The sequence below is a fragment of the Janibacter terrae genome, assembly GCF_039636765.1.
Classification (GTDB): Bacteria; Actinomycetota; Actinomycetes; order Actinomycetales; family Dermatophilaceae; genus Janibacter; species Janibacter terrae.
Genome location: NZ_CP144167.1, coordinates 2,935,934 through 2,951,108, shown reverse-complemented (window position 1 = coordinate 2,951,108; position 15,175 = coordinate 2,935,934). Strand labels below are relative to the sequence as shown.

Sequence of the window (15,175 nt, the reverse complement as noted above, 5' to 3'; positions counted from 1 at the left end):
CGACCGCGGGAGTTGTCCACAGGCCCGGCCGGGCTCAGTCGTCCAGCCCCCGCGCGGCGAGGGCGTCGCCCATGGCGTCGGCCCGCCTCAGGGCGCCGACGACGAGCGGCACGGCGAAGGCGCGTGGGCTCGCCCCGAGGCCGCGCGCGTGCTGCGCCTCGCGCACGCGGCCGCCCAGGTCGATGACGAGCGGCACGGCGCGGATGGCCAGCTGCAGCATCAGGCCGACGCGCTCGGGGTCGACGCCGACCCGTCGCAGCGGCCCGCACACCCGCACGACGACGTCGATGAGGTCGCTCGTACGGGTCGTGAGCGTCACGAGGTTGGCGAGCAGCACGAGCGCGATGAGGACCCCGACGATGACGAAGGCCCGCTCCCAGCCCGCGACCACCGTCTGGAAGACCCCGAGCGGCACCATGACGAGCAGCAGCGGGCGCAGCATCTGCAGCAGCACCGCCGCCGGCATCCGCGCGGTCGCGTAGCCCGCGAGCACCACGGCCAGGGCGACCGCGGTCACCACCGGCGAGCGGACGAAGGGGGAGAGCAGGCCCGCGAGCAGCAGCCCGGCGAGCTTCGCCCCGGCGGGCAGGCGGTGCAGCACCGAGCCACCCTCGCGGTAGAGCCCGATCACCGGACGCGGTCCATGAGCTCGAGGTAGTGGGCGATGGAGTCCGCGGGCGACCCGTCGTGCACGAGCCGGCTGTCGTCGAAGACGAGCACCCGGTCGAAGTCGACGAGCAGGTCGAGGTGGTGGGTCACGAGGACGACCTGCTGGGGCAGGGCGCGCACCGCGTCGGCGACCCGGCGCGCGTTGCGGATGTCGAGCAGCGTCGTCGGCTCGTCCATGACGAGCAGGTCGGGCTCGGTGACGAGCACGGCGGCGAGGGCGAGCAGCTGCTTCTGCCCGCCGCTGAGGAGGTGCGCCGGGTGGTCACCGCGACCGGCGAGGCCGTGGGCCGCCAGGGCCCCCTCGACACGGGCGGCGATCTCCCCCTTCGTCAGCCCGCGGCGGCGCAGGGAGAAGGCGACGTCCTCCGCGACCGTCGGCATGACGATCTGCGCGTCGGGGTCGGTGAAGCAGAAGCCGACGCGCCGGCGCACCTGCTTCCCCTGCCGCGTCGTGTCGAGACCGTCGAGGGTCACGGTGCCGCGCTCGGGGACGACGAGGCCGTTGAGCATCCGGACGAAGGTCGACTTGCCGGACCCGTTGGCCCCGATGACCCCGATCCGGGGCTCCTCGAGACGCACGGTGACATCGCGCAGCACCGGTGCGCCGCCGTCGAACCCGTGCGTCACGCCGGTGACGTCGATCAGCATGCCTGCACCACCATCGCCACTCCCTGCCCGCCGCCGGCGGCGATCGCGGCGAGACCGAGCGACCCGGGGCGCGGCACCAGCTGGTGGAAGAGCCGTACGAGCAGCACGGCCCCGGAGGCGCCCCACGGGTGGCCCAGGGCGAGCGCGCCACCGTCGGCACACACGCGAAGGGGGTCCAGCCCCAGCTCGTCGCAGCAGGCCAGCACCTGCCCGGCGAAGGCCTCGTTGACCTCGATCGCGTCGAGGTCGTCGAGCCCGATCCCCGCGCGCTGCAGGACGGTCCGCGTCGCCGGCACGAGGCCCCGGCCGGGTCGGTGGGGCGCCACGCCGGCGGTGGCGGTGGCCAGGACGCGCAGCCCCGGGCCGCCCAGGCGCGCGTGGGTCGCTGCGTCGACGACGGCCACGGCGGCGGCACCGTCGCTGATGCCGCAGGAGTTGCCCGCGGTCACCGACCCGCCGTCCCGGAAGGCCGGTCGCAGACGCGCCAGCTTGTCGACCGTGAGCGTCGCCCGCGGTCGGTCGTCGCGCACGACCCTGCCGACGGCCACGATCTCGTCGTCGAAGACCCCCGCCTCCTGCGCGGCCACGGCCCGCGCGTGCGAGCGCGCGGCGTACTCGTCCTGGCGCTCGCGGGAGACGCCGGCCTCCTGCGCGAGCAGGTCGTTGGCGACCCCCATGTCGGGGTCGTCCCACCCGGCGGGGGCGAAGGGAGCCCGCTCGTACCGCACGGGGTCGGCGCCCTCGACGGGCGGCCAGTGCCGCCACGGAGCGGTGCTCGCGGACTCCACCCCGCCCGCCAGGACGGCGGGGGAGCCCGTGGCGACCATGCGGACCGCCACGTCGACGGCCGCGAGCCCGCTCGCGCACTGCCGGTCGACGGTGAGGGCGGGCACGTGCTCGGGCAGCCCGGCGCGCAGGGCCGCAGACCGGGCGACGTCGCCACCGGGACCCATGCAGTTGCCGAGCACGACGTCGCCGACCTCGGCGGGGTCGAGCCCGGCGCGACGGGTCACCTCGGCGAGCACCGGTCCGGCGAGCCGCTCGGCGGTGACCGTGGACAGGGAGCGGCCGGCTGTCCCGATGGCGGTGCGGGCGGCCGCGACGATCACGGGGGTCGTGGTCATGACCCGGCCGCCACGAGCCTCGCGCGCACCGCGCCGCGGTCGACCTTGTCGTTGGGCGTGACCGGCAGCGTCTCGAGGTGGACCCAGCGTCGCGGGCGCTGGGGCGTCGTCAGCTCGGCGCGGGCGACGCGGCGCAGCCGGTCGGCGTCGGAGGCGACGGTGACCGCGCAGGCGACGACCTCGCCGAGCTCGGTGTGGGGGAGGCCGACGACGACGACCTCGCCCTCGGCGTGGGGTCGTAGGACCCGCTCGACGTCGGCGACGGTGACGGTCGCGCCGGCGGTGGTGATCCCCCCTTCGCGCCCGTGGACCCGCACGACGCCGCCGCCGACCTCGCCGCGGTCACCGACGGTGACCCAGCCGCCCGGCCGGGTGCGCAGCTCTTGCCCCGGCTCGAGGTACCCGCGGCTGACGTAGGGGGAGCGGACCCATAGCTCGCCGTCGCGCGCGCGGACCTCGACGCCGGGGAAGGGACGCAGCGCGTCCGCGTGCTCGCCCCAGGTGACGAGGGAGAGCTCGGCCGCACCGTAGTAGTGGCTCAGGCCGCCGCCCGCGGCGAGGACCTGCTCCCGGGTCGCCGCGTCGACCCGGTCGCCGGCGACGACGACGTGCGTGCCGGCGAGCTCCTGCGGGCGGGTCGCGAGGACCCGCCGGAGCGCGCTGGGGGTGAGGTGGGCGTGCGTCGCGTCGGCGAGCTCGTCGACCATCGTCGCGCGGGCCCAGCCGGCGTGGACGGCGGCGAAGAGGTTCATCGACGAGGTGATCGGTCCGGGGGCGTGCACCCGGCTGCCCGCGGTGGTGCCCGTCAGCGCGCTGACGGCCGGGAAGGACCCGACCCACGAGCCGGTCGTGCGCACGATCGTGCGTGCGTGCCCGGAGGTGCCGGAGGTGGCGAGGGCGATGAGCCGGCCGGCTCGCGCGGCCTCCCCGAAGGCGGCCACGGGGTCCTCGGCCGCCAGCACGTGGACGATCTCAGACGAGGGCATCCTCACGCTCCCGCGTGCGCGAGCGGATGAGACCGGGGTAGGCGGCGTGCACCCCCCGCGCGACGACGGCGCAGATGACGGCCTTGACGAGGTCACCGGGGACGAAGGGGGCTGCCGCCACGAGGGCTGCGACGGGGCTGAGGTCGGCGCGCAGGATCATCCCGATGATGCCCAGGACGTTGAGCGCGAGGACGCCGCCCAGGATGTTGATGCCGATGCCGGGCACCAGGCGGTAGGGGCGGCCGGCCGCCTCCGTCATGACCCCGACGAGGTACGCGGCGATCGGGTAGCCGATGAGGTAGCCCACGCTCGGGCCGGCGAAGACGCCGAGGCCGCCGCGCCCGCCGGCGAGCAGGGGGAGGCCCAGGGCGACGAGCGCGAGGAAGACGAGGACCGCGAGGGCGCCCCGCCGGGCGCCGAGGATCGCGCCGCAGAGCATGATCCCGAGCGACTGGGCGGTGATGGGCACCGCGTTGCCGAAGGGGGCGATCGCCGGGACGAGGCCGAGCACGGCGATGATGCCGGCGAAGACGGCGATCTGGGCGAGCTCGCGGCCGGTGGATCGGGGGTGGGACACGGTGGGGCCTCTCGGTTCGGGGACGCCCGATCATGGCACGCGAAGCGACCACATGTGAACACTGTTCACGAGCGCCTCCGCCCACAGTCTGTGGATTCTCGAGATGCGAGCGCCCGGGAAGTCGCTAGCGTCTGACATCGACGGATCGGGGAGTGCCGTCGGTCAGATCACGAGCACGAAGGGGGGTCCGCATGGACGCCGTCAAGACGGTCGAGGGCGAGGTCCGCGAGCTCATCCGGCGCTCCGGCCTGGACCCGGTGCGCGAGACCGGCGAGGTCGCCGACCTCGTGCACGCCGCGGTCACCGACTACGACGAGCGCAGCACCCACGGCGGGCTGCCCCTGCTCGGCAACTTCGAGGCCGCGGTCAAGTCCGTCATGGACACCGTCGCCGGCTTCGGCCCGCTGCAGCGCTACTTCGACGACCCGCTCGTCGAGGAGATCTGGATCAACAGCCCGAGCCGGGTCGGCTACTGTCTCCTCGATCTTCGAGGGTGAGTGCCGCTGCTGCACAAGGGTAGTCGCACCTCGCAGCCGCTGGCGGGGATCTGCGTTTCGGGCTCGCCAGCGGTCTCCTGTCACTGCCTCCGCATAGCGTCGACGTCATGGTCGACATTGCCGAATACGAGGTCCTGGGTGGCTTGAGTGCACCCTTCGTGATCTCCAAGAAGGCCGAGCGAAGGCAACGCGAGGCGGAACGCATCAGGGCGGCCGTGACCTGCGACGTTCCGATGCTCACATGGAAGGAGTACGAGGCCGGCGCGCCGTGCCCGGGCTGTGGCCTGCCGTACCGGGACGACGAGCGTTGGGAGTTCAAGGGGGGCGATGCACATCACCGACGAGGAGCGTGCTCGCCGCGAGTCCGAGGATGCAGCCTTCGCCCTGTGCCACCCAGACTGTCACGCGATGCGTCACTCGGTCTCGGGTTCGCTGACCTTTCACTGCGGCAGGTGCTGCCCGCCGCCGCCGATGTCACGCTCGCAGCGCGACGAAATCGCGCGCCTGTTCAGCCACCGCACTCCACCGGAGCAGCTCATGCGGTGGAGGCTCCGGCTGTACTGCGGGCACGTGGTCGAGCGGACCGCGCACTACATGCACAAGACGATCCACAACGCGTTCACTGGCTCGACCTCTTGCTCGGAGTGCGGTCTGGACCCGGCGACCGTTGTCGACGGCGAGGCCGTCGGCCTCCTTCACGACGGAGCGTGACGTCAGAGGTCACGTCCCGCTCACACCACAGCCGATGGCTTCAGCAATAGGACGTCGACAAGGGTCTCTACTTCGCCGACAAGTTGCCTGAACGTCTCCAGGCTCTCGCGGTTGGCGCGGCTGTACTCCTTGCCGTGTGCAACAGAGTTTCGAATCTCGAGGAGATTATCGAGGAGCTCGCGGTTGAACCCCGAGTCCAAGAACACCTTCACCTGACCATCCACATCTGGGCCGAATCGCTTGAAGAGCTCCCGGAATTGCCTCGCGGTCAGGTTGGGTGACTTGTAGAACCAGCTGTTGATGAAGGCCTGTGGGTGCCCCTGGGCCAACTCTCCGATCCGTCCGGAAATCGCATGGAAGCACAACTGCTCCAAGTAGCCGGCCATCCGCACAACGGCGTAGTCGTTCAGATAGGTCTGCTGCTCGGGCGAGAGCTCGCCGCTCCGCCTCTGGTTGTCGATGTCGTCGAGTACCGAGTTCAGGTTGTCCCGCATCTCGTCAATGGCCTGGATCGCTTCGGCCCGGGAGAATGAGCGTGCCACTCTGCCTCAGAGCGCCTGAAATGCCTGGTGTGCGAGTTGGAGGCGGCGGTGCACCGACGCCAGGTGCGAGGTGCTCTCCCGGACTGCCGTCGTGTATGCGGCATCCGCTTCCAGTACGGCGAGCAGCTCAGCGACACGTCGCGAAACTGCTTGAGGATCCCGCATCCCGTTGGCGACCTTGGGGTGAAGGCTGAGAGTCGCAAGGATGGCATCGGTGTGAGCCGCGTTGATCTGGGCGGAATCGTCGAGCCGCAGTGCCATCTTGCCCAGCGGTGCCAGCACCGCGCAGACGTGGGGGAACGCCTGCATCGCCTCATCCGTCGGGCATCCCTCGGGGCCGAGGGACTCCAGATAGGAGTTGAGGAACTGATTGACCGGTGCCCGGTATACCTGCTGGGACTCCACTGCACCCGTCTTCGCGTCCAAGGCTTCCTTGGGCGCGTCACGCTCCCAACCCGCTGTGCCATACCCGATTGCGACCTCACGGAAGGCGAGGTACCGGAGGATGAGCTCGGTGTCCTTCAGCCGTGAGTGCGGCGGACCGAAGATCGAGCGCCAGTTCTTGTCGGCGTTCAATTGGCGCAGGGCGTCGACCCGTGTCCCTGCATACAGCGCGATCCGGATCTCTTGGGGCTGGAGATTGGTGCCGCCGCTGTTGATGCGTTCAAAGAGCTGGTAGACGCCCTGCAGATTCCCGCTGACCTTCGGCACGACGACAGTCACCTGGATGAACGTGTTCTGCAGGAGGTTCTGCTCGAACTCTGTCAGCTCAGCGAAGGAGCGCTTGCTGTATGGCGTTTCGTCGCCGACGAACTGGAGGCGGAAGACCCGCTCGGTCTGTGAGTCCGTGCCATTGATGAAGTCCTGCAGGGTCTTCAGGCGTTGCTGACCGTCGAGAACCAGATACTTCCGACCGGGCTCTTCGACGAGGAAGATGCCAGGCACCGGATACCCAAGGAGCAGGGACTCGATGAACCGGTCCTTTTGCTTCTTGGTCCAGATGTAGTTTCGCTGGAACCCTGCGTACCCCGTACCGGACACCGGCGGTGGGTCGAAGTTCGGCACAGTGAAGTTGCCGTCGTTCATCCGGCGGACGATTCCGGCGACGTCGAAGTCGGCAGTGAAGTGCCGCAGAGACTCCTCGGCCGGAGGCGTTGCACCCGCCGTATCGTCAGCGGCATCGTCGACGGCGATGTCCTTCGGAGCGTCCTCTTCAATCATGCCCAGATGATAGTCAGTCCAGCCGCTCGCTGGTTCGAGACTGCGGTCATACGGAGGTCGTGGCCAGTACCGTCTGATTCGTGACGTTCCTGCTGCCCCTACGGCACCCCGATGATCCCGCTCGCAACGAAGTCGTCGGGGAACTGACGCGCCTCGATCCCGGCGGCCTGATCACCGGTCAGGTCCTGCGCGACACGTTCGACCAGCTCTACGACGGGGTACGCACTCAGCGCTACCGGTGGGATCAGTTGTTCAAGACCGAGAAGACCCACTTCGGGACGCTGGTGGAGATCAACCTTCAGCGGGAGTTCAAGTACGCCGACGGTGCGAAGCTGGACTACTCCATTGCAGGCCACGAGGTCGACGCCAAGTACAGCCAGTCGCCCGGCGGCTGGATGCTCCCGCCCGAGGCCGTCGGCGAGCTCTGCATGGTCATCACTGCCAGCGACCAGGAGTCGAGGTTCTCTGTCGGTGTCGTGCGTGCGAGCGAAGACCTCCTCAACGTCGGCCGCAACCGGGACGCCAAGGCGACCCTGTCGGCCGCAGGCCGGGGGACCATCGCGTGGCTGCAGAAGGACGCCGACCTGCCGCCCAACACGCTGCTGCACATGCCCGAGGAGGATGTCGCTGCCGTCTTCGGTGCCGGTGCAGGCACGGCCCGGGTGTCAGAACTCTTCAGGCGGACTGCAGGACAGGTCGTCGGCCGGGCCGCAGTGGCCACGGTCGCCGCGCAGCTCGACGTCACCAGGCGGATCCGCGGCGGCCAGAGCGGTTCCCGGGACCCGCTGGCAGCGGAGTGGATCGTGATCCTCGGCGGCGCGTACGACTGGCAGCGGGCCGCAGCGCGCGAACTCGGCCTGCCGGTCCCGCGCCGCACCGAGTACGTAGCCGCTCACGTGGCCCCCGCAGCGCCCGACTGGTCGGGGCCGGTGGCGCTCGGCCCGTCCGGTCTGGCGCTGAGACCTGCGACCCCGGAGACGGGGGAGTCGTTCAGCACCGGCTGGTACGGCGAGCGGGGTGCGGGCCAGTGACCTTCGGCGGTGCAGCGCGGGCCTCGGCGCGCGTCCCGTGCCTGTCGGTGCGCCCTGCGAGAATGTCGCCATCATGGACAGCAAGACGAACGCCCGAGAACTGACGACGGTCGAGATCTGCGCCGGGGCAGGGGGACAGAGCCTCGGCCTCCACCTCGCGGGGTTTCGGCACACCCTCGCGGTGGAACTGGACAAGGACGCGGCCGCCACGCTCAGGCGCAACCTGTCCCGGCTGGCGACGGAGGAGGGGGCCCCGGAGCCGGTTATCGCCGTAGGCGACGTCGCTGACGAGTCCGTGTGGAAGCCCGCCGACCACCAGGGCGTCTCGCTCCTCGCCGGCGGCGTTCCCTGCCCGCCGTTCTCGATCGCGGGCAAGCAGCTCGGGTCCTCGGACGAGCGCGACCTGTTCGCGTGGGCCGTCGAGGCCGCAGCCGAGATGCTCCCGGACGCGGTGCTGCTGGAGAACGTGCGGGGTCTGTCCATGCCTCGCTTCGCCGGCTACCGGCAGGCCGTGCTCGACCGCTTCGCGGAACTGGGCTACCGCGCCGACTGGCGGTTGCTGGAGGCCAAGGACTTCGGTGTTCCCCAGCTCCGGCCGCGCTTCATCCTTGTCGCGCTGCGGGAGGAGTTCGCGCCCTACTTCCACTGGCCGGAGCCGACCCCGGCTGTTCAGACCGTCGGGGGTGCTCTCTACGACCTGATGGCCGCGAACGGCTGGGAGGGCGCGGAGGACTGGGCCAACGGAGCCGACCGCGTCGCGCCCACCATCGTGGGCGGTTCGAAGAAGCACGGCGGACCCGACCTCGGTCCCACCAGGGCCAAGCGCGAGTGGCGTTCGATGGGTGTGGACGGGCTCGGCGTCGCCGACGCCGCACCGGGTCCCGAGACGCCACGCGACTTTGTCCCCAAGCTGACGAACGAGATGGTCGCGCGCTTGCAGGGCTGGTCCGGGCGCGGCTACGAGTGGGACTTCGGGGACCCCAAGGGCCGCAAGACCGCCACCTACCGGCAGATCGGCAACGCGTTCCCGCCGCCGGTGGCCCGGGCGGTCGGTGTCGCGATCGCTGCCGCGCTCCGCAAGGAGGGCAGCGCCGCGAGCGAGCACGGGTCCGGCGAGTTCCACGACGAGGTGTACCGGGCGCTGCGCGAGGCCGACGGCTACATGTCGCTGGCTGCCCTGCGCAAGGCGTTGGGCGGCACGCTCACCGACGCGGAGATCGAGCGGAGACTGGCATTCATCACGCGGGACTTCGATCTCGAGGAGCGCCGGCGAGGGTCTACGACGACCTACCGCCTGGGCGAGTGGCGAGCGTTCCGCGGCCAGGAAAGCCACGCACGTCACGAGGCCTTCGCGACGAACAAGTTGCGTTCGAAGATCAGTTGACCCGCTAGGCACGGCAAACCTGACCCGGGGCACCGCTGGGGAACCCGCGTCCGGCCGGGATCAGCGCGGCTGTTGCGCCGCCGCGGCCGCCTTGATCCTCGTCGCGGCTTGGTCAAGCGCGGGTGCGTCCGGGACGTGAAGACGGCCGAACACGTGCTGGTTCCTCATGCCGATCTCCAGATACGTGAACGTCGGGCCAAGCAGGCGCGACGGTTGGATCTTTCGGCCCGCCGCACCGTCACGGTAATGCTGGTTCTTCACATACAGGCTGACCGCAACCTTCCCGGCCCACCCGTCGACCCTGAAGAGTGCGTCGGCAAGCGGATGCACTTGGAGGTGTACCTCGCGGTCGCGCAGCTCGGCCAGGACTGTGAGTTCGCGCAGGAACGAGTAGTAGGCGTTGCCCACGCGCCAGCGCATGGCCTCTCTGGCTCGGTCCCGGCCGACTTCCCGGCCCACGGACTCGATGGTGTCGATTGCCGGCTGCCAGAGCATCGCCCGGGCAGTGGCGTCGTCGCGGCAGAACGATCTGAATGCCTGATAGGTCGGGGCCTCGTCGAGGGACTCCAGCGCATGGTGAAAGACGTGAGTCAGGGCGAACCGCGGGTTCCAGTTGCGGATCGCGGTCACGCCCTCGCCAACTGCTCGACTGGCCGACCCGAGAGCGTGTTCGGTGCCGGCGGCGACCTCTCGGAGGTCGGCGATCGTCAGGGTGTACGGCCGCCTCGTGGTGTGGGCCAGCACGTGCTCGGCGACCTCGGCGCGAGTGTCGGACCACTCCGCGAACTTCTCCCTGGCTGCGTCGGTGACGCACAACTGGGCGAGAACATCGTCAGGCGTTGTCGCGGCGAAGGGCACGCTTCTCCTGACTGTCGATGGACGATGGTTTGCTCGTGACCTGAGAATCTGCGCCTACGGCGAGCCGCGGAGCCGGTCGGCAACGCCCTTGCGCTGATCGGTCGGGACACGGAGGTAGGCCGCCCAGGCGCGGTCGAGCTCGGTCGCTCCCCGACGGCCGCGCTCCATCCACCGAAGCAGTCGACGCCGCTCGCCGGGTTCGAGATCTCGTGCCGACGCGAGGACGTCATCGACGGTCAGCGGTGCCGGAGCCCCGCCCGCGCGGCAGCGCTTGCACTCAGTCACGAGGGTCGTCTCCTCGTTGCCGTCTGCCCCGGTTACCGGTCGCCTGGAGACGGCCAGCACCGCGGTCATGACTGAGTCGTCGGGGTACGTTTCGCCGCCCGCTATCCCGCAGAGCGTGCACATGTATCCGTCCCGCGCGAGAACGGCCTGCCGTTCCTTGGCGGAGAGCTCCTTCTGCGGGGCAGCAGCCCGTTTCGCCCGTGGGTCCCACACCTCGACGCCTGCCTTGACGAAGCGCTGGTACTCCCGGGAGAGGGAGGCGTCCTCGGTGTTCGAGTGGACGATCCAGCCGTAGTCCCGCAGGTCGCGAATGCGTCGGTCCGCCTGGGCGACGCCGGGAAAGGCCTCGCGAAGGTCGTTCTTGGTGAACGTGTTTCCTTCGCCGACCACTTGAACGAGCCACAGGGCACCGCGGATCATCGTGCCGCCCGCGGCGGGGTCGTCCCATGTCGGCTGTTCCACGTGCAGTCTCTTTCGGTCGACGGCAATGCCCCCGTCGATTGGCTTGATCGACAGGCTGTCGGTGCTCTTTGCCATGATGCCCGTATCGAGGATCTCCTCGTATACGAGCGAACAGGAGCACTGTATGTCCGGCTTCGGCATCCCCCCGAAGGGCGCTGAGATCAAGCAGATCATCCACCAGCGGCTGCAGCAGGCGATGAGTGAGTCCGGGGCGAAGGTCTCCGTCGACTGGCGGGGCGAGCAGCGCCACCTGTATGTGATCTCGATGCCGGTCGACATGCTCTACTTCAACCCTGACACCCACCGCATCAGGGCCCAGCGCGACCTGGACCCGGCCCGGAACAAGTCCCTCGAGGACGACCCGTGGGGCGAGGAGGCGCAGGCCTACCTGCACGACCTCCTGAAGCAGCGGCCGTCGAACCCCGACCAGGTCGACCCGGACTTCACGGCGCTGCTGGACGAGCTTGACGATGTCGGCCAGCGAGAGCCCGGGATCGTGAGCCCGGAGGGCATCCTCGTCGACGGCAACACCCGGGCTGCCGCGTTGAGGGACCTCGGCGTGAAGAACATCAAAGTCGGCGTGCTTCCGGACGACACCTCACGGCGCGACATCAACGACGTCGAGCTCTCGCTGCAGCTGCGCAAGGACCGTCGCCGCGACTACACCTACGTGAACCGCCTCATTGCCATCGAGGAGGAGCTTCGCCGCGGGCGCTCCGAGGAGGACGTCGCCAAGGACTTCAACATCAAGCGCGACACCCTGGTGCGTGACCGGTGGGTCTACGGCCTGATCCTCAAGGCCATCGACCGAAGCACGTCCGAGAGCGGGGCGTCACTGCGCCTTATCGACTTCGAGCAGCACCAGGAGAAGCTGCGCGAGCTTCACCGCGACTACTCCAAGCTCGCCGCGACGGACGCTGACGCCGCGGAACGGCTGCTGCAAGCCAGGTTGTCCATGCTGCTGCTCGACTACCCGAAGACCTCCCTGCGGCTTGCGGAGGAGGACTTCTACCGCCGGTACCTCGAGAGCCGGCTCTCGGAAGACTTGAAGCCGCAGCCCGCGGCGGCCGCGCCGGTGTCGGTTCCCGGCATCCCGGGCGCGACGCTGCCCACGCAGAGCGCCGACTCGGCGGCAGTGGAGGCGCTCACCGACCGACTGCTCCGTGCCAAGGCGCTGTCGAACGGCGCTGGCTCGGGATCGGCGGAGGAGATCGCTGAAGCTGCGGAGGTGATGAAGGAGGCCAAGGGATCCTTCGACAAGGCCGTCAAGCTCGCCGGTCAGAATGCCGAGTTGGTCAAGCGGCAGACCGCCGTCCCCGAGCGGCTGACCGACGCTGCGGATTACGTGACCCAGTGCGCGAACGAGTTCGCCGAGGCCAAGGCGAAGCGCGCCCTGGACGAGGAAGCCTTCGACGACGCACTCATCGTTCTGCGGGATAGCCTCGACCGGCTCGCCCGGCAGGCGGGCCGCACCTTCACTGCACCGGGAGACGGCGTTACCTGGCTCCTCGATGCCGTGCGGACCAGGGGATGAGCAGGCCTGACCCCAGCCTGACCATCGGGCTGGCACCCGAGGTGACTCGTGTCCGCCTGACCGCGCGACCCGGTCTCGAGGACGACCTGCGTCGGCTGGCGGTCAGCTTCAGGACTAGCGCCCAGCGCTCGGTAGGCATCGTGGAGGTCGAGATCGACGACCTCCTCACTCACCTGGCGGCACTCAACAACTGGCCGCACCTCGGCGACGGGGAGGTGGTGTGGGACCCGCACCTCCAGGCGCTGGTCGTCGACTCGCTGGAGGACGCGAGGGCCGTCTCGACGCGACTTGAGTCCCCGGACGCGCCTGCCCCGGTCGTCCCGGAACAGGTCCCGGAACTGCTCGGGCCGGAATGGGTGGGCAACCTGACGTCCTTCCAGCGACGGGACATCGCCAAGCTCCTGTCCCTGCGTCACGGTGCGAACTTCTCTGTGCCGGGCGCGGGCAAGACGAGGGTCGGCCTGGCTGTCTTCCAGGCCCTGCGGCGACAGCAGGGAGTCGAGCGTCTGCTGGTCGTCGGGCCGAAGTCGAGCTACAGCGCCTGGCAGGAGGAGAACGCCGAGTGCCTCGAGCCGCCGCTGTCCATGGAAGTTGTGAACGGCTCCCCGTCGGCCACGGCGGACGTGCTCATCGTCAACTACGAGCGACTCGCGAACATGGTCGGCGTCCTGGGTCGGTGGCTGACCGAACGTCCTTCGATGATCATCCTCGACGAGGCACACAGAATGAAGCTGGGGGCCGACGGCACGTACGGCGCAGCCTGCCTCGCGCTCGGCCCGCGGGCCCGGCGGCGTCTGATCCTGACCGGCACACCGGCTCCGAACGGCGTCAAGGACCTGGAGAACCTCTTCGGGTTCGTCTGGCCGGGCACCGGCCGGCAGAGCGTCATCCGGGCCGTGGACGGCGGGGACCTCGCGGCGGCCAGCCGGGTCCTACAGCCCCTGTTCAGCCGCACCACCAAGCACGACCTCGAGCTCCCGCCCGTCGACCGCAGCATCCGGCTGCTGAAGCTGCCGCCGCTGCACGCCGAGATCTACGACGCCCTGGTGGGCCAGTTCTCCGCCCGTGCCGCCGGGGGAGAGGACGACTTCCAGGCGCTCGGCCGGATCATCGTGTACATGCTGATGGCGGCAACGAGTCCGGCCTTGCTGGCGGTCGGGACCACCAAGTACGAACCCCTCGCGTACCAGGTGCCGCCGCTGCAGGTCCCGGAGGGATCCTCGCTCTACCAGCTGATGCAGGACCTGCCTGCCTACGAGCTGTCGCCCAAGTACCAAGAGGTCCTCGCCATCGTCAGCGCCAACGCCGCGCAGGGTCGCAAGACCCTCGTGTGGTCGACGTTCATCCGGAGCCTGAACACCCTCGAGCGGCTGCTCGGGGAGTTCCGCCCCGCGCTGGTGCACGGGGGGACCCCGGACCGCGAAGACCGGATCCAACGGTTCAAGAGCGACCCCGACTGCATGGTCCTCCTGTCGAACCCGGCCACGCTCGGCGAGGGAATCAGCCTTCACCACGACTGCCACGACGCGGTGTACGTCGACCGCGACTTCGCAGCGGGACGGTTCCTGCAGAGCCTGGACCGGATCCACCGGCTGGGGCTCGCGCCGGACGTTCGGACCAGGGTCACTGTGCTTGCGTCAGAGGGGACCATCGACGAGGTTGTCGCGGCGCGCCTGGCCGCGAAGCTCGACTTCATGGGCGGGATCCTGGACGACCCCGCGGTGCAGCAGCTCGCTGACCTGGACGAGGAGCCGGCCGTCGGCGGGGGCCTCGACCGCGGTGATCTGCTCGCGCTGATGGGTCACCTGCGTGGCACTCCCTCCTAAGCCGATCCTCATCGCTGTAGTGCGGTGGTTGGAGACGCTCGAGACCAGCGGGGGGATCGCGCGGGCCCGGGCACTGCTGACAACCCATCCGCAGTACGACGACCTGACGCCGACCCAGTACGAGTCCGCGCTCACGTGGATGCGGGAGCTTGGCCTGCTCGACGGTCTCGGGGCCACCCTCCCGCCGGCCTCCAGAGTGCTCAGCGCCGTCTTCGAGGGAGGGACTCTGCCCTGGGTGCAGGATGCCGACGAACTCGTCCGGTCGCCCGACGAGCTGCCGTCGGACATTGTCGAGGTCGGGGAAGCCCTCGGCCTCGACGCGGCCGAAGTGTTCGACCAGCTGGTGGTCAGCTGGGGCAAAGTCGACACCGCTGCCAGGGAGCTGGTGGGGGCGGCTGGCGAGGCCGGGCTGGTTGAACTGCTGCGATCCGCGACGGACGGGAGAGTCGATCACGTCTCGACGTGGTCCGACGGGTACGGCTATGACCTTGTCTTCACCGCCGGGACCACGAGGCTTCACCTCGAGGTGAAGAGCACGACTCGTGCAGGCCGACTCACTGTCTACCTGTCACGGCACGAGTACGAAGTGATGCTGCGTGATCGCCAATGGCAACTCGTTGCCGTCCGTCTGTCGACCGAACTCGAGGTCGTCGGCGTCGGGTCGATCCCGCGCGAATGGGTTGCCGCAAACGTGCCTCGCGACAGCGGTCAGTTCGGCAGTTGGGCTGCGGTAAAGCTCGAGCTCCCTGCCGACGTTGTCGTGAGCGGAGTACCCGCGCTGGCCGAGCACCTGACCGGGCCGTTCCCTGGCTGGTGATGG

Annotated in this window: 15 protein-coding genes and 1 pseudogene; 7 read left to right on the top strand and 9 right to left on the bottom strand. The window is 69.7% G+C overall.

Translation table 11 applies throughout. From position 1 onward, the window contains the following. Positions 1-34 precede the first annotated feature (34 nt). From V3C34_RS14755 to V3C34_RS14735, 5 genes are read right to left on the bottom strand one after another with little or no spacing between them, the layout of a single operon-like run. On the bottom strand, positions 35-631 hold the full coding sequence (locus tag V3C34_RS14755) for an energy-coupling factor transporter transmembrane component T (protein WP_346007526.1): 597 nt from the start codon (positions 629-631) through the stop codon (positions 35-37). After that, positions 628-1,317, bottom strand: coding sequence for an energy-coupling factor ABC transporter ATP-binding protein (locus V3C34_RS14750; protein WP_346007525.1), 690 nt, complete (start codon positions 1,315-1,317; stop codon positions 628-630). Before V3C34_RS14750 ends, V3C34_RS14755 begins: the two co-directional genes overlap by 4 nt. Next, complete coding sequence (locus V3C34_RS14745) at positions 1,311-2,441, bottom strand: thiolase family protein (protein WP_346007524.1); 1,131 nt, start codon at positions 2,439-2,441, stop codon at positions 1,311-1,313. Before V3C34_RS14745 ends, V3C34_RS14750 begins: the two co-directional genes overlap by 7 nt. Continuing rightward, positions 2,438-3,427: an AMP-binding enzyme gene (locus V3C34_RS14740; RefSeq protein ID WP_346007523.1), complete on the bottom strand. Its 990-nt coding sequence runs from the start codon at positions 3,425-3,427 to the stop codon at positions 2,438-2,440. The genes V3C34_RS14745 and V3C34_RS14740 overlap by 4 nt, the downstream gene beginning before the upstream one ends. After that, positions 3,414-4,004, bottom strand: a complete 591-nt coding sequence (locus V3C34_RS14735; protein WP_346007522.1) for a biotin transporter BioY — start codon at positions 4,002-4,004, stop codon at positions 3,414-3,416. The genes V3C34_RS14740 and V3C34_RS14735 overlap by 14 nt, the downstream gene beginning before the upstream one ends. A gap of 191 nt (positions 4,005-4,195) precedes the next feature. Here V3C34_RS14735 and V3C34_RS14730 point away from each other — a divergent pair. Both V3C34_RS14730 and V3C34_RS14725 read left to right on the top strand, forming a co-directional pair. Further along, a pseudogene (locus tag V3C34_RS14730) lies at positions 4,196-4,471 on the top strand (CpaF family protein); the annotation flags it as partial. A 357-nt stretch (positions 4,472-4,828) separates the two neighbouring features. Continuing rightward, positions 4,829-5,212 carry a hypothetical protein gene (locus V3C34_RS14725; protein WP_346007521.1) on the top strand — a complete coding sequence of 128 codons (384 nt, stop codon included), beginning with the start codon at positions 4,829-4,831 and terminating at the stop codon, positions 5,210-5,212. Between the two features lie 20 nt (positions 5,213-5,232). Here the strand turns inward: V3C34_RS14725 and V3C34_RS14720 are convergent, their stop codons facing one another. Further along, complete coding sequence (locus tag V3C34_RS14720) at positions 5,233-5,754, bottom strand: HEPN domain-containing protein (RefSeq protein WP_346007520.1); 522 nt, start codon at positions 5,752-5,754, stop codon at positions 5,233-5,235. Between the two features lie 6 nt (positions 5,755-5,760). Continuing rightward, positions 5,761-6,975, bottom strand: coding sequence for a DUF262 domain-containing protein (locus tag V3C34_RS14715; RefSeq protein WP_346007519.1), 1,215 nt, complete (start codon positions 6,973-6,975; stop codon positions 5,761-5,763). 80 nt (positions 6,976-7,055) lie between these two features. Between V3C34_RS14715 and V3C34_RS14710 the strand changes: the two genes are divergently transcribed. Together V3C34_RS14710 and V3C34_RS14705 are read left to right on the top strand one after the other, a co-directional pair. Then, positions 7,056-8,006, top strand: coding sequence for a NaeI family type II restriction endonuclease (locus V3C34_RS14710; protein ID WP_346007518.1), 951 nt, complete (start codon positions 7,056-7,058; stop codon positions 8,004-8,006). Positions 8,007-8,079: 73 nt separating this feature from the next. Continuing rightward, entirely contained in the window at positions 8,080-9,390 is a 1,311-nt protein-coding gene (locus V3C34_RS14705; RefSeq protein WP_346007517.1) for a DNA (cytosine-5-)-methyltransferase, read from the top strand. Positions 9,391-9,450: 60 nt separating this feature from the next. Here the strand turns inward: V3C34_RS14705 and V3C34_RS14700 are convergent, their stop codons facing one another. Further along, entirely contained in the window at positions 9,451-10,248 is a 798-nt protein-coding gene (locus V3C34_RS14700; RefSeq protein ID WP_346007516.1) for a hypothetical protein, read from the bottom strand. A gap of 54 nt (positions 10,249-10,302) precedes the next feature. Further along, complete coding sequence (locus V3C34_RS14695; RefSeq protein WP_346007515.1) at positions 10,303-11,136, bottom strand: hypothetical protein; 834 nt, start codon at positions 11,134-11,136, stop codon at positions 10,303-10,305. Here V3C34_RS14695 and V3C34_RS14690 point away from each other — a divergent pair. From V3C34_RS14690 to V3C34_RS14680, 3 genes are read left to right on the top strand one after another with little or no spacing between them, the layout of a single operon-like run. Further along, positions 11,120-12,529 (top strand): hypothetical protein, encoded by a 1,410-nt coding sequence (locus tag V3C34_RS14690; protein WP_346007514.1) that lies wholly within the window; start codon positions 11,120-11,122, stop codon positions 12,527-12,529. The two genes, V3C34_RS14695 and V3C34_RS14690, sit on opposite strands and share 17 nt — an antisense overlap. Beyond that, on the top strand, positions 12,526-14,355 hold the full coding sequence (locus V3C34_RS14685) for a DEAD/DEAH box helicase (protein ID WP_346007513.1): 1,830 nt from the start codon (positions 12,526-12,528) through the stop codon (positions 14,353-14,355). The genes V3C34_RS14690 and V3C34_RS14685 overlap by 4 nt, the downstream gene beginning before the upstream one ends. Positions 14,356-14,383: 28 nt before the next feature. After that, entirely contained in the window at positions 14,384-15,172 is a 789-nt protein-coding gene (locus V3C34_RS14680; RefSeq protein WP_346007512.1) for a DUF3883 domain-containing protein, read from the top strand. Positions 15,173-15,175 lie beyond the last annotated feature (3 nt).